At 59.3% G+C, this 13,477-nt stretch carries 11 protein-coding genes; 6 read left to right on the forward strand and 5 right to left on the reverse strand.

Translation table 11 applies throughout. The features are described 5' to 3' along the window. Positions 1–49: 49 nt before the first annotated feature. The 3 genes from AC13QY_RS01865 to AC13QY_RS01875 are packed head-to-tail and all read right to left on the reverse strand — an operon-like array spanning position 50 to position 3,649. The gene (locus AC13QY_RS01865; protein WP_113350663.1) at positions 50–1,093 is read right to left on the reverse strand and encodes a substrate-binding domain-containing protein; all 1,044 of its coding nucleotides are present in this window, start codon (positions 1,091–1,093) and stop codon (positions 50–52) included. A 40-nt stretch (positions 1,094–1,133) separates the two neighbouring features. Then, positions 1,134–2,168: an ABC transporter permease gene (locus AC13QY_RS01870; RefSeq protein WP_113350662.1), complete on the reverse strand. Its 1,035-nt coding sequence runs from the start codon at positions 2,166–2,168 to the stop codon at positions 1,134–1,136. Beyond that, entirely contained in the window at positions 2,168–3,649 is a 1,482-nt protein-coding gene (locus tag AC13QY_RS01875; protein WP_113350661.1) for a sugar ABC transporter ATP-binding protein, read from the reverse strand. The genes AC13QY_RS01870 and AC13QY_RS01875 overlap by 1 nt, the downstream gene beginning before the upstream one ends. A gap of 333 nt (positions 3,650–3,982) precedes the next feature. Here AC13QY_RS01875 and AC13QY_RS01880 point away from each other — a divergent pair, with 333 nt between their 5' ends. Next, entirely contained in the window at positions 3,983–4,132 is a 150-nt protein-coding gene (locus AC13QY_RS01880) for a hypothetical protein (protein ID WP_162748754.1), read from the forward strand. Positions 4,133–4,214: 82 nt separating this feature from the next. Here AC13QY_RS01880 and AC13QY_RS01885 read toward each other — a convergent pair whose 3' ends face one another. Continuing rightward, positions 4,215–6,098 (reverse strand): MFS transporter, encoded by a 1,884-nt coding sequence (locus AC13QY_RS01885; protein WP_113350660.1) that lies wholly within the window; start codon positions 6,096–6,098, stop codon positions 4,215–4,217. Between the two features lie 370 nt (positions 6,099–6,468). Further along, positions 6,469–7,668 (reverse strand): MFS transporter, encoded by a 1,200-nt coding sequence (locus AC13QY_RS01890; protein ID WP_113351044.1) that lies wholly within the window; start codon positions 7,666–7,668, stop codon positions 6,469–6,471. 468 nt (positions 7,669–8,136) lie between these two features. Between AC13QY_RS01890 and AC13QY_RS01895 the strand changes: the two genes are divergently transcribed. The 5 genes from AC13QY_RS01895 (at position 8,137) to AC13QY_RS01915 (ending at position 13,469) form a co-directional block, all read left to right on the forward strand. Next, entirely contained in the window at positions 8,137–9,696 is a 1,560-nt protein-coding gene (locus AC13QY_RS01895; RefSeq protein WP_113350659.1) for a B12-binding domain-containing radical SAM protein, read from the forward strand. A 459-nt stretch (positions 9,697–10,155) separates the two neighbouring features. Continuing rightward, complete coding sequence (locus AC13QY_RS01900; protein ID WP_113329568.1) at positions 10,156–10,398, forward strand: DUF1127 domain-containing protein; 243 nt, start codon at positions 10,156–10,158, stop codon at positions 10,396–10,398. Between the two features lie 357 nt (positions 10,399–10,755). Further along, positions 10,756–11,430: a response regulator transcription factor gene (locus AC13QY_RS01905; RefSeq protein ID WP_162748753.1), complete on the forward strand. Its 675-nt coding sequence runs from the start codon at positions 10,756–10,758 to the stop codon at positions 11,428–11,430. Beyond that, entirely contained in the window at positions 11,427–12,782 is a 1,356-nt protein-coding gene (locus tag AC13QY_RS01910) for a sensor histidine kinase (RefSeq protein WP_152095405.1), read from the forward strand. The genes AC13QY_RS01905 and AC13QY_RS01910 overlap by 4 nt, the downstream gene beginning before the upstream one ends. Positions 12,783–12,878: 96 nt before the next feature. Beyond that, entirely contained in the window at positions 12,879–13,469 is a 591-nt protein-coding gene (locus AC13QY_RS01915; protein ID WP_112723326.1) for a class I SAM-dependent methyltransferase, read from the forward strand. Positions 13,470–13,477 lie beyond the last annotated feature (8 nt).

The raw sequence follows: 13,477 nt of genomic DNA on the forward strand, positions 1-13,477 counted from the left end.
GAAAAGGGCCGCCCTTGCGGGCGGCGCCTGCGAAAGCAGCTGATAAGTCTCAGTTCTTGGCCGCCGGAATCCAGGCTGCCGTCGCGGCATCGCTCTTCAGGAAGGCCGGGAATTTCTGTTGCAGCTCTTCGATGGTGCCGATCTTGTTGTTGACGAGATCGTCGCGCGTGATGAGTGTCGGCTGCAGAAGAACGGAGTGGCCCGGAGGCTGACCGGCAATGGCAAGCGAAACGGCGCGGACGGAAACTTCACCGACGACGGCAGCGTTGGTGGCAGCCGTCGCTACCCAGGCGCTGTCCGGTTCGACCATCAGCTGGATATCGGCAGTCGACGTGTCGACGCCGTAGATCTTCACTTTGGCGGAAAGGCCGAGCTCGTCGATAGCGAGCTTTGCACCCTTGGCGAACTCATCCCATGGCGTGAAGATCACCGAAATATCCGGATTGGCGCGCAGGACGGCCTTGGTCTGGTCGGCGACGGAGGCGGGAACGGTGTCATTGACCACGCCCCAGACGGCCTTTTCCTTCAGATTGTGCTTGGCAATGAAGTCCTTCCACACCGCATATCGGCGGTCGAGCGGCGCGAAACCGGCAACGTAGACCGCACCGCCGGTGAACCCGTCACCCTTATCCTTCACGGCCTGGTCAAGCACGAGCTTGGCCATGTCCTTGTCGCTCTGTTCGATCTGCGGAATTTGCGGATTGTCGAGGTTGACGTCATAGGCGACCACCTTGATGCCCTTGTCGAGTGCCTTCTGCACGACATCCTTCAGGACCTCTGGACGGCCATTGTTGATGATGATGCCGTCGACGCCGAGATTGATCGCCTGCTCGACAAGATTGCGCTGCGTGTCGTTGTCATTGCGGGCCTGCGAAACAGTGAGGTTGACGCCAAGCGCATCCGCCTGCCGCTTGACGCCGGCCTCGAAGGCTTGCAGCCAGTCGCCGCTGCCAAGGAAGCTGATGACGGCGATATTGACTGTTCTTTTATCGAAGGGAGCGGGCGCGCCGCTGAGGCCTGCCGCCGATGCCGTGGTCATGAAAAGCGAGCCGGCGACGACGGCCGAAGCTATGATTTTGAATAATTTGATCATTGAAAATCCATTGAGCGTTGAGTTGGGATGGATGGCGGGATCACGCCTTGCTGCGGCCGATCCCGTAGGTCAGCGCAAGCGCGCCGACGAGAACGGCACCCTTGATGAAATCCTGGGTATAATAGGGCGCATTCAGCATCGTCAGGCCGTTCAGAAGCACACCGACGAAGACCGCTCCGATCGTCGTGCCAAGAACGTTGGGGCGGCGCAGGCCAAGGACGGCAAAGCCGATGAGCGAGGCTGCGACGGAGTCCATCAGCAGCGATGCGCCGGAAGAGACGTCGCCGCGACCGACGCGGGCGGCAACGATAATGCCGCCGAGCGAAGCGAGAACGCCTGACAGCACATAGGCAAAGGTTTTCAGCCGGGCGATATTGGCGCCGGCGAGCCGCGTCGCGGCTTCATTGCCGCCGGTTGCGTAAAGAAGGCGACCGAGGCGCGTACGCTCGGTGAGGACATAGAGCACGACGGCGACGACAAGCATCAGAATGACGGGAAAGGGAATGGTGCCGAACAGGCTTGAACGTCCTATCGTCAAAAAGGTGGGATCGACCTTGCCGATCGCCTTCGTCCCATCGGGAAGGATCAAACCCACCGAGATCGAGCGTCCGGCTGTCGGGATCAGCTGCAATCCCGTGAGCAGGAACATGGTAGAGAGGGTCGCGAGGAGATCCGGCACCTTCAGCCGAACGATCAGCAGAGAATTGACGAGCCCGACGATCGCGCCGAAAGCGAGAACCAGCGGCACGGTCTCATAGACATCGAGGTTCCATACGATCATGGCATAGCTGGCGGCCATGACACTGGAGGCAGCTACCGCGCCAACGGATAGATCGAAACCGCCGATGGCAAGCGTCACCGTCACGCCGGCACCGATGATGGCGACCACCGAAACTGCCTGCAGGATGCTCATCAGATTGTTGATGTTGATGAAGGCCGGCTGGGCGAAGCTGAAAATGATAATAAGGGCAAGGAGGAGGAGAAATACAGCGCCCCGCCGCACGAATTCCTGCGGTGATATCGCATGGTTCGTCCGCCTGATCTGTTCGGGGATTTCCACGGTACCTTCACTCATCAGGCATATTCCTCGTTCTGCCGGCCGCCTGAGGCCGCATCAACGGCTTCTTTGAGACCATGATGTTCCATCACCAGCACCCGGTCGGCGACTTCGAGTGCCTCTTCCGGATCGGATGTGGCGATCAGCGTAGCGCGGTCGGTATGGGCGCGTATGGCCGCGATAATGTCCTGGCGGGCGCCGACATCGACCCCCTGAAAGGGCTCGTCGAGAAGCAGCAGGCGGCTTGGCTCGGCTTCCCAGCGCGCGAGCACGACCTTTTGCTGATTGCCGCCGGAAAGAGACCAGACGGACGCCTCGGGACCGGGGGCCTTTATGCCGAGGCGCCGGATGGCCTTTTCTCCCTCACGGCTCTCGTGCCCGGAAAACAGGAAACCCGATGGATACCAGCGTTTTAGGTGCGGTAGGCTGATCGTTGCCGCAATACTCTCTCCGGGCCAGTCTGATGGCATCAGAGAAGAGCGATGCCGGTCAGCGGCAGCCATGACGACGCCACGCGCGATTGCATCCGCAGGCGAGCCGGGCTGAAATGCAATGCCGTCCAGAAGCGCCGTGCCGGAGGCAAAGCGTCCGATGCCGAAAAGCGTAGACAGAAGACGGCTCTTGCCGGCGCCGAGAACGCCGGTAATGGCGACGACCTCGCCGACATGAAGCCTGAGATCGATCGGGGGGCTATCGGCAAACAACTGTATGCCCTGAAGCTCCAGTATGGTTCGGTCGAATTGTTCACGGCGATGCGGGCGAGCCGCCTTCATGGAACGGCCGATCATGGTTTCGATGGCGGCGTCGAAGTCAATCGGGCGCGAGAAGGCACCGACGTTGCGGCCGCCGCGCAGGACGACCACGCGATCGGCGAGCGCATCGAGATCGGCCGTACGATGCGAGATATAGAGAATGCCCAAGCCGCGGGCCTTCAGTCGACGGACGATATCATAAAGCCGGCTCGCCTCGCGCGCAGACAGGCTTGCGGTCGGCTCATCCAGGATCAGCAATTGCGCCTGATTGGAAAGGGCGCGCGCAATGGCGACCATCTGCCGGTCGGCAGTGCCGAGATCGCCGAAATCTCGATCGAGCGGCAAGTCGAAGCCGGTTTCAGAGAGGATCGCTTCTGCCTTCCGCCGCGCTGAACGCTTCGACAGAAAGAAGGGCAGGCGTCCGTCAACATATTGGTTGAGCAGCAGCGCATCCGCGACCGAAAGGCCGGCGACCCCGACGACATCGGTCGATTGATGCACGGTAACGATGCCCTGCGCTGTTGCCTCGGCCGGACTGTCGGGGCGATAATCCGCGCCGTTCCATAGGATCGTGCCTGAATCGGCGCGGTGAATACCCGACAAGATTTTGACCAGCGTCGACTTGCCGGCGCCATTCGCTCCCATCAGTGCGACGACCTCGCCGCGATCAACGGTTAGAGACGCTGCCGACAAAGCCTGTGTCGAGCCGAAAGCAAGCGAAAGATTTTGGGCATCCAGCAAGGTCATGGGCATGGGTTCGATGATTGTCAGCGGTACTCGTAAGCCACTGGCGATCAATTAAAAGGACGAGCCTTGCTTTGTTTATTTAATCCATAGAATAAATTTTTTCGGGCTCCGGTTCGCCTCCATCTGGAGCTCGTGGATGTGCGGCGAGATCGAGCAAGTGTTGCCGACGCCTGTCGTCAGGGAGTTTAATTTGTCTGAAATTCCGAGGGAGCCGGAAAACCCTTCCTTTAATCTACTAATTTTATAGACAATATAAAACCGTTAAATATCAGCAATGTCCGCGATAGCGAGGTGATCACGTCGCGCCCGCGGAAACATGCGCCAGGGGTTTTCATGGATACAGTGCTCTATCTCGCTTCTCTTGCAACGCGGCCAAGCCTTGCGGCAACCAAACGCGCCTGGTCGATCCTGCAGCATTTTCTGGCGGGCCTGATGGTCCTCTTTTCGCTTCTGGTGCTGCTCCACGCTCTTTGCGGAAGCTGAGATCTGCGCTTCGATTAAGGGTTGGCGAGACGAAGCAAAGAAAGGCCCGGCGTGCCGCATCTGAACGCCGGGCCTTATGCGGTTACTTGATGCTGTTCAGATCGACGCCCTTGGTTTCCCGAACGAAGATAAGGCCGATGATCAGAGTCATCGCAGCAATCGCGATCGGGTACCAGAGGCCGTAGTAGATATCGCCCTTGGCGGCGCTCATGGCGAAGACCGTTGCGGGCAGCAGGCCGCCGAACCAGCCGTTGCCGATATGATAGGGCAGCGACATACCTGTATAGCGGATGCGGGTCGGGAACATCTCAACCAGGATTGCGGCGATCGGGCCGTAGACCATCGTCACATAGATGACGAGGATGGTCAGGATGAAGATGGTCAGCGGCCAGTTGATGACCGAGGGATCGGCAACCATCTTGAAGGCACCACCCTTGGGTATGGTGTAGACCGGCATTTCGGTCGCGCCGCCGGCCTGATCCGCCGTCAGAAGCTTCGCCTTGACGAGATCCGCGACCGGAGTGACTGTCTTGTCGCCCGCCCGCACGGTTGCCGCATTGAGCCCGAGTTCCGGGTTTGCGGCGATGAAGGCATCCAGCTTGGCGTCCGGTACCTTGGCGGGATCGCGCGCCAGCGGGAAGCCGGCCTTCTGCAGGGCAAGGTTCATGTCATGCGTGAATGCCGCGCTCTTCGCTGCTGCACCGGCACCTGCCGCCGTCGCATCGTAAGAGGTGATGGTCGCGTCGCCGACCTTGACCGTCGCCGGCTGCCCGGCTGCGCCTTCGACAATCGTATAGGGCACGGACGACTTCGCCAGGAAGGACGTGGCGATATCGCACGAATTGTTGAACTTGGCGGTGCCTACGGGATTGAACTGGAAGGTGCAATCGCCAGGAGCAGCCGTCACCGTCGCCCGGATGGTTTGCTCCGCTTGGGCAAGCGCCGGATTTGCGGCATTGGTCAAAGCCTTGAACAGCGGGGAATAGGTGAGGATCGCCAGTGCAAGGCCCGCCATGATGATCGGCTTGCGGCCGATCTTGTCGGAAAGCCAGCCGAAGAACACGAAGAAACCGCTGCCGATCAGAAGCGCGATCGCGATCATGATGTTGACCGATTGGCCGTCGACCTTCAGCACGTTCTGCAGGAAGAACAGGGAGTAGAATTGGCCGGCATACCAGACGACCGCCTGGCCGGCGGTAAGGCCGAGCAGGGCGATCAAGGCGATCTTGGCATTCTTCCACTGGCCGAAGGCCTCGGAAAGCGGAGCTTTGGAGCCCTTGCCCTCTTCCTTCATCTTCTTAAATGCCGGCGATTCGCTGAGCGACAGCCGTATCCAGACGGAGATGGCGAGCAGAAGGCAGGAGAGCAGGAAGGGAATGCGCCAGCCCCAGGCGGCAAAGGCATCCTTCCCGAGGGCGTTCTGGACGATCAGGATAACGATCAGCGACAGGAACAGGCCGAGCGTCGCAGTCGTCTGGATCCAGGAGGTGTAATAGCCGCGTTTGTTGTCGGGTGCGTGTTCGGCGACATAAGTCGCAGCACCGCCATATTCTCCGCCGAGCGCCAGACCTTGCAGCAGGCGAAGGATGATCAGGACGACGGGCGCGGCGATGCCCCAGCTCGCCGATCCGGGAAGGACGCCGACCAAAAAGGTCGAAAGACCCATAATCAGGATCGTGACGAGGAAGGTGTATTTACGCCCGACAAGATCGCCGATGCGCCCGAAGACGAGGGCGCCGAACGGCCTGACGAGGAAGCCGGCGGCAAAGGCGAGCAGGGCGAAGATATTGCGGGTTGCTTCCGGATAGTCGCTGAAGAAGGCCGTGCCGATGAAGGCGGCCAGAGAACCGTAAAGATAGAAATCGTACCATTCGAACACGGTTCCAAGGGAGGAGGCGAAGATGACCTTCTTCTCCTCCCTGGTCATGCCTCGACTCGTCGTCTCGGCCACGGACGTGGATGCCATGAATCAATCCTCCCAATTGCACCAGGGACATGGTCAAAAGACCCGTGTCATGTCCCCCATAATGACATTACGCAGGACTTTCCTGCCGATGGGCGCGGAAAGTCGCGCCAGTGGGTGCTCTCCTGATTTCCTCCCCCAGAAGATCACGCACCTGATGCATATGTGAGTGTTGGCCAAAAATTGAAAATTGCAATGGCTGCAACCGCTGCCGCTTACGGAAATCTGTGTGTAAGCATCAAGAAATACGAATATGTCCTTCCCCAGCGTGGCGGCAAGGGCTTTTGGCCGAGAAAAGAGCTGTCGGGCTTGGTGAAATATGAGGCACCCGACAGGTTTCGCGGAAGCGGGTCCAGGCCGTTTCCAGCCTGTCTTATGCCGCCTGCAGTTGCAGGCGGCGCATTGGCGGAAAGGCAAGCGCGATGGCGGCAGCCCCCAACCCCACAAGGGACGAGCCGATGAAGAGCCAGGAATAATTGGCGAAGGTATCGAAGATCCAGCCGCCGATCAAAGGCCCGGCGGCCATGCCGATGCTCGAGAGCATCGATGCCGCGCCAAAGACGGTGCCGATGACGCGCGGTCCGAAATATTCGCGCGCGAGCACGGCATAAAGCGGCATGACACCGCCATAGGCGCTGCCGAAGATGACCGCCAAAGCATAGAACTCGCCGAGTTCACTGACCATCAGATAGGTAGCAAGTGCCGCCGCCTGCACGAGAAGGCCCGCAACAAGCACCGGTTTCACACCGAGCCTGTCCGCCAGCGCCCCGTAAAGAAGACGGCCGCCAAGGCCTGCGAGGCCCTCGACGCTATAGATGCTGACTGCTGCCATTGGCCCTACACCACAGATGGTGGCGTAACTGACCATGTGGAAGATCGGCCCGGAGTGGGCTGCACAGCAGGCAAAGAAGGTCGCGCCGAGTACGAGGAATTGCGGCGAGCGGAAGATCCGGCCAAGGGGCAGGCTCTGCTCTTCCCTCTGCCCGCCCGAAGCGGTGGCTTCGGCAAGAACAGGTGCCCGCCGCACCAGCAGTGCCGCCGGTATCAGTAGAACCCAGGCCATGATGCCGATGATGAGCATGGCGAAACGCCAATCGTAAGCGGAAATCAGGTAACGGGCGAAGGGCGATACCGTCATAGGTGCAACGCCCATGCCGGCCGAGACCAGCGACACCGCAAGACCTCTGCCCTCGTCGAACCAGGCGGTCGTCGCTGCGATCATCGGTGCGAAGAAGGCGCTGGCGGCAAGGCCGACGAGAATACCGTAGGTCAGCTGGAATTGCAGAAGCGAGCCCGCCCGGCTTGCCAGAACAAGCGCAAGTCCAAGCAGCAACGCTCCGATCACCACCACGATGCGGATGCCGAAACGATCGCTTGCGGCACCCCAGGCAAAGGCGCCGAGGCCCATGGTCAGGAAATTCAGCGTCATGGCGGCAGCGATGCCGGCATGCGACCAGCCTGTATCGGCGGCAATTGGTACCTGAAAGATCGCCAAGGAAAACATCGCGCCGAGCGCAACACAGGTCATCAGCGCGCCGGCACCGACAATCACCCAACGATAGGACGAACTCATTTTTGCAGCTCCCTTCATCCGGTTCAGCTCACGCGCGAAAGATCGGATAATATCCTTTCGCGTCATATCTGGAATAAAGACGATTGCGTCGGGACGATTTCGACATTGCCGCCGGAAAAATTTTTATCGGCGGTGCGGGAACACGTTGAAGCGGCCTGGATGAGAGGCGTCCTCGGCAACCGAAGTGGTAGAAGCTTACCCTCCCCTTGAGGGGCCTCGAAGGGAGGTTTTGTTTCGCACCCAGTGCGCCCCGCTAGAAAAATGTCCTCCTGCGGGGTGATGGCCTGAACGTCCAGCCGCCGCCAGCATCCGGAATTTAATCTTGAGCTCATATAGGGCTGCTAAGACAGCCGCCTCGATGCTGGAAGACCCTGCTTCGCGGCTGTAAGGCCAGCGCATGCAGCTGCAAATGACATACATGCTCAAAGCAATACCGAACCAGATTCATATCATGGAGCGGACCATTCAATGGCTCATATCGTCATCATCAATCCGCGTTTCGAAACCTCTTATTGGGGCATGGAGCACGCTCTGCCGCTGTTCGACGTGAAGGCCAACCTTCCGGTTGCCTGCCTGCCTTTGCTGGCGGCGCTGACGCCGGCCGAACATACCGTCACTCTGGTGGACGAGAATATCGAGCCGATAGACTACGGCCTTTGCGAGAAGGCCGATATCGTTGCGCTGACGGGCATGATCGTCCAGCGCTTCCGCATGACGGAAATCCTGACCGAGCTCAAACGGCGCAACTGTTTCACCGTCGTCGGCGGACCTTGGGTTACGGTCAAGGAGGATTATTTCGGCAATCTCGTCGATGTCTCCTTCATTGGCGAGGCGGAAGAGACATGGCCCAAATTCCTGGCTGAATGGCAGGAGGGTCATCATGCGCGGCGCTATGAACAGGCTGACAAGACGGATATGAGCAAGGTGCCCGTGCCGCGTTTTGATCTCCTGAAGATGGACGAATATGCTGTCGGCAGCATCCAGTTTTCGCGCGGCTGTCCCTTCACCTGCGATTTTTGCGATATCATCGTCGTTTTCGGCCGCAAGCCGCGCATCAAGACCAGTACGCAGATTATTGCCGAGATGGAGGCCCTGCTCGCCTCCGGAATGGATACGGCTTTCATCGTTGACGACAATCTGATCGGCAACAAGAAGGCAATCAAGGAGGTCCTGCGGGATGTCGTTGCCTGGCAGGAGCGCCATCATTACCCGATGACGTTCCTGACGGAGGCATCGATCGATCTGGCTGACGATGCTGAATTGATGCAGTTGATGGTCGATGCCAATATCCGCGTCGTCTTCATCGGCATCGAAACTCCGAACGAGGAGGCGCTGCGCGAAACCAAGAAGCTGCAGAACCTGCGCAAGGGCGGGACGATGCTGGACAAGATCCACACGATCCAGCAGACCGGGATGGAAGTCTGGTGCGGCATGATCCTGGGCTTCGATAGTGACGATGCGACCATTTTCGATGCGCAGCGGGTCTTCATCAGGGATGCGCGCATCGTCAACGCCATGATCGGCATGCTGGCGGCGATTCCGAAGACGCCGCTTTATACGCGCCTCGCCAAGGAAGGTCGCCTCGACCACGACGATCCGCCCGCCTATGGCACCAATGTCATACCGCTCAATCTCTCGCGCGAAACCCTGCGGGATGGATATCTTTCGGTTCTAAGCGATCTGCACGAGCCGGCCGCCTATTTCGATCGGTTGGATGCGCTTTACATCGATGCGCGTATCGAACCGGAAAGTACCCGCTTACGCCACCTGCGCCGCCATCCACTGCGCCTGCTGGCACTCAACGCGACATGGGCATTCGAAGCTGTCGGGATTTTCCTCCGGTTGATGCGCCGAGTTAAGGAGGCTGATTTGCGCGCCACTTACCGCGCGCGGCTTTTCAATCTCCTGCGGCATCGGCGCTCTCCTGTCGTCCTGCAAATCTACGCCATCAAATGCGCCATGCACTACCACGCCCATATTATGGTGCAGCAGATGCGCACTGGCGGCGGTATCGTCAATTCATTCTAACGGGCTCTGTAATTTCCGTTTGTCGTCGGGCTCGCCTTGCGGCCGCGGTCTAACATTTCGTTCGCAGACGATTATTCGACACCATCGTCACTGTTGCTTCGATGCAACATATTGTGCCGGATATTTGCAATTCGAAATTGTGGGGTTGCCGATTTGTGGATCTCGCGTATGATTACGCCATCCGTAAATCGAACAAGGAGGCGTGACATGCATAATTCACATATGTTTACCTACGTCTCCGGCGGAATGATGTCGATCGCCATGGTGTGTGCTGCACCAACCGCGCGGCGACTCTATAATTAAAGCTCAAAAGAGCTTTATTTTCTGCCGCTTAGGCGTTTTCCCAATAAACCTATATGACTTGCCGAGGGTGTGATTTGGTGTGTCGTTGACGCATCGACTCCTGAAGCCGGTCAAGCTTCAAGAGGACCTGGTCGCGTGACTGCGCCAGGAATAGCGATGACTCATTCACAATTTATAGTTGCCGAGAGTTTGACGGCGACGGTCGATGAACTGTACCAGAAATTCGGTGCGTGGAGGACTGCACGCGCCCTGCTGTTTGTTGTCTGGAAACGGCGGCAGACTTATGAGCAGGTATACGGATTATCGAATTATCAGCTTCGGGATATCGGTCTTCCCGAGCGTGAGGAAGGGCTGGATTATCGCAGCTTGCTGGCGTTGCATGTGAGCCGCCTTAAATGAGGTGGGTTTGATGCAGATGGGCACTTTACGGCTCGTCCTTCTTGACCTCTGCTGGTTCGAGAATGGCGGTGCGGCTGCGAAATCACGACGGACGGGAAACCATTTGTATGGTGGGTTCACCGCTCCGTTCGCTGTAGCCTACCTATCAGCCGCCGCGCGGCGGATATCGCAGGGGGAGGCGATGCCTTCCCCTGTGACCTGACTGGCGTCGAAAGCCGGAACTGGCCGATATCTTTCCTACCGACAGCGTATCGGTCTGAATTCTCCAGTGAATGATGAAGTGTCGCCTGGAGAGGGTCGCAATCTTCCCGCAATCCGCTTATGCAATGCAATCCTTACATTTTTGGGGACGGTTCATTGCGGATATTGTTGCTTGAAGACGAGCCGGAAATGGCTGCGGCGCTGAGCGCTGCGTTGCAGGCTCGCGATGCCGTCGTCGATCACGTCTCGATCCTGGCCGATGCGGAAGAGGCTGCGATCAATCTCCCTTATGATGTCATTCTCCTCGACCGGCAGGTTCCGGATGGCGATGGCTTGTCGATCATTCCGAAGCTGCGCGCGGCCGGCATCGATACGCCCGTTATCGTGTTGACGGCACGCGGCGATCTCGACGACCGTATTGGCGGCCTTGATACCGGCGCCGACGATTATCTCGTCAAGCCTTTTGCCATGGAGGAGCTTCTGGCGCGACTGCGCGCCATCCTGAGGCGCCCCGGCGAACTGCGGAGCGAGGTGATGAATTTCGGCAGGCTATCTTATGACTTCGGCTGTCATGACATCCTGATCGAGGGTGAACGGCTCGAATTGCCACGCCGGGAAGTTCTGGTCTTTGAGGCGCTTGCGCGTCGGCTTGGTCGCACGGTATCGCGCCACGCTCTGGAGGAGGCTGTCTACGGGTTCAGCGAAGATATCCAGTCAAACACCCTGGATGCGCATATCTCCCGTCTTCGCCGCAAGCTTGCCTCGGTGGAGTCCGGGCTGGAGATTCATCCTGTTCGCGGCATTGGCTATCTGATGAGACTGAAATCATGAGCGGAGGCCAGCCTTCCTTGCGATGGCGTCTCGTATCGCGCCTATCATTCCTGCAAGCGATCTTCCTGTCGCTGCTTGCGGTGCTCATCGTGGCTGCTCTTTGGGCGACCGGCAGTTTCATCTCTCTTCAGCCGGAAGATGAGACCATCGATGCCATCTCCCGGTCCCTTGGGCGCGATCAGAATGGTGCCCTTATGCTGAAGGAGACGGCAGCGCTTTTGGCGCGGCGTGGGGATCTGCCGGGTCTCTGGTTCGTCGTTCGCGATCGCAGCGGCGCCACGATCAAGGACGGAAACGTACCCGCGGCCTATGCCGCGATCGGCGCTGCGCTCGACGGTGTCGGACAAGCCCGTTTCGGCGGCAATCTCGGCGGCAGCACCGTACCTGCCGCCCGGTTGCAATGGGTCTCGTCTCCGGCCGGTGAGGTCCAGGTTCTGACAGGTATGGACGGCAGCGTGTCGACGATCCGTGTCCTTGGCGCGGTGGGCATTGTCTTCTTCAGCGCTCTTCTGCCGCTGCTCATCGTAACGGCGGTCGCAACGGTGATTGCCGCGCCGCTCGTGATTCGCCGCGCTTTTTCTTCGCTCGATTCCGCCGTTGCCCGCGCCGGGCAGATCGATATCAATCGCCAGGGGATGCGGCTACCGATCGATGATGTTCCGCGCGAGATCCTGCCGCTTGTCGAAGCCGTCAATGACGCGCTGAGCCGGCTGGACGACGGCTATGAGCGGCAGAAGCGTCTGTTTTCCCATCTTGCCCATGAGTGGCGGACCCCGGTCGCAATCCTGCAGGCACGTCTCGATGGTCTGCCGGCAGGCCCTTTGAAGGAGCGGCTGTTTGAGGATACGGTGCGCCTTGCGACGCTTGCCGAGCAGTTCCTCGATCTTCAGCGCCTCAATCATCGCTTCGAGCCAACTTCGGTCGATCTCGTACAGGTCGCCGAACACGTCGTTTCGGAACTGGCGCCGCTCGCGATCGCTGCCAATTACGAACCCTGTTTCATCAAGGACGAGGAGGCCGTGGAGGTCCTTGGCGATCGCATGGCCATCGAGCGGGCCGTCACCAACCTCGTGCAGAATGCGATTCAGCATGGCGGCCGCCGCGGCAGGATCACCGTCCATGTCGGCCGCGCCACCGGCATCACCGTAAGCGACGAAGGAAACGGTGTCCCGCAGGAGGAACGGGACCGCATCTTCGAACCGTTTCACCGCCTCCAGGGACGCAGCAAAGGGTTCGGCCTCGGGCTGAACCTCGTTCAGGAGATTGCGAGGCTCCACGGTGGAAAGGTTTGCGTCATCGACGGACCGACGGGTGGTGCGTCTTTCAGATTGAACTTTCCGATGGCCGGATAGCCTATCGGCTCCCGATGCAATGTTCTCGCAATCGGCTCCTCCTAGGAAAAGCCTGCCGCACAGGCGAATCTCTTGAGCCCCTACTGGCGGGAACATATGTCAAACACATCACTATTCTTGCGAACTCTGCTGACCAATCCGCGCATGGTGGGAGCGATCGCCCCCTCCGGCCCGGTCCTGGCCAATCTGATTACAAGCGAAATTGGTCCTTCGGCGGGACCTATCCTTGAGCTCGGCCCGGGCACGGGTGTGTTCACACGAGCCCTGCTCGCACGCGGCATATGCGAAAGCGATATTACGCTGATTGAATCCGCTGATAGTTTTGCCAGTCTGCTGCGACAGCGGTTTCCTGATGCCCGCGTCATCTGCGCCGATGCTGCGCGGCTTGATGCCTATGACTTGCCGGAAGGAGAGCTGTTCGGCTGTGCGATCAGCGGGTTGCCGCTACTTAACATGTCGCCGAAGACGGTCATTGCCATTCTTGCTGCGGTATCAGCGAGGCTGCGTGAGGGCGGGGCACTCTATCAGTTCACCTATGGCCTGCGCTGTCCGATACCGCATCGCCTGCTCGACCGGTATGGCTTCAAGGCAACGCTGCAGGGCCAGGTGCTGCGCAACTTTCCGCCTGCTAGGGTCTATAAGATCGTCCGGCGCAGGCCGATAAAATCTCCGGCTGCCGCCACATGAGTGACTCC

This window comes from Martinezella sp. CNPSo 3795 (assembly GCF_057784475.1).

Excerpts from the sequence above, each read along its gene's own strand:
- AC13QY_RS01910 (WP_152095405.1), top strand. The coding sequence starts at position 11,427 with ATGAGCGGAGGCCAGCCTTCCTTGCGATGGCGTCTCGTATCGCGCCTA.
- AC13QY_RS01895 (WP_113350659.1), top strand. The coding sequence starts at position 8,137 with ATGGCTCATATCGTCATCATCAATCCGCGTTTCGAAACCTCTTATTGG.
- AC13QY_RS01890 (WP_113351044.1), bottom strand. The coding sequence starts at position 7,668 with ATGAGTTCGTCCTATCGTTGGGTGATTGTCGGTGCCGGCGCGCTGATG.
- AC13QY_RS01865 (WP_113350663.1), bottom strand. The coding sequence starts at position 1,093 with ATGATCAAATTATTCAAAATCATAGCTTCGGCCGTCGTCGCCGGCTCG.
- AC13QY_RS01880 (WP_162748754.1), top strand. The coding sequence starts at position 3,983 with ATGGATACAGTGCTCTATCTCGCTTCTCTTGCAACGCGGCCAAGCCTT.
- AC13QY_RS01915 (WP_112723326.1), top strand. The coding sequence starts at position 12,879 with ATGTCAAACACATCACTATTCTTGCGAACTCTGCTGACCAATCCGCGC.
- AC13QY_RS01870 (WP_113350662.1), bottom strand. The coding sequence starts at position 2,168 with ATGAGTGAAGGTACCGTGGAAATCCCCGAACAGATCAGGCGGACGAAC.
- AC13QY_RS01885 (WP_113350660.1), bottom strand. The coding sequence starts at position 6,098 with ATGGCATCCACGTCCGTGGCCGAGACGACGAGTCGAGGCATGACCAGG.
- AC13QY_RS01900 (WP_113329568.1), top strand. The coding sequence starts at position 10,156 with ATGACTCATTCACAATTTATAGTTGCCGAGAGTTTGACGGCGACGGTC.
- AC13QY_RS01875 (WP_113350661.1), bottom strand. The coding sequence starts at position 3,649 with ATGACCTTGCTGGATGCCCAAAATCTTTCGCTTGCTTTCGGCTCGACA.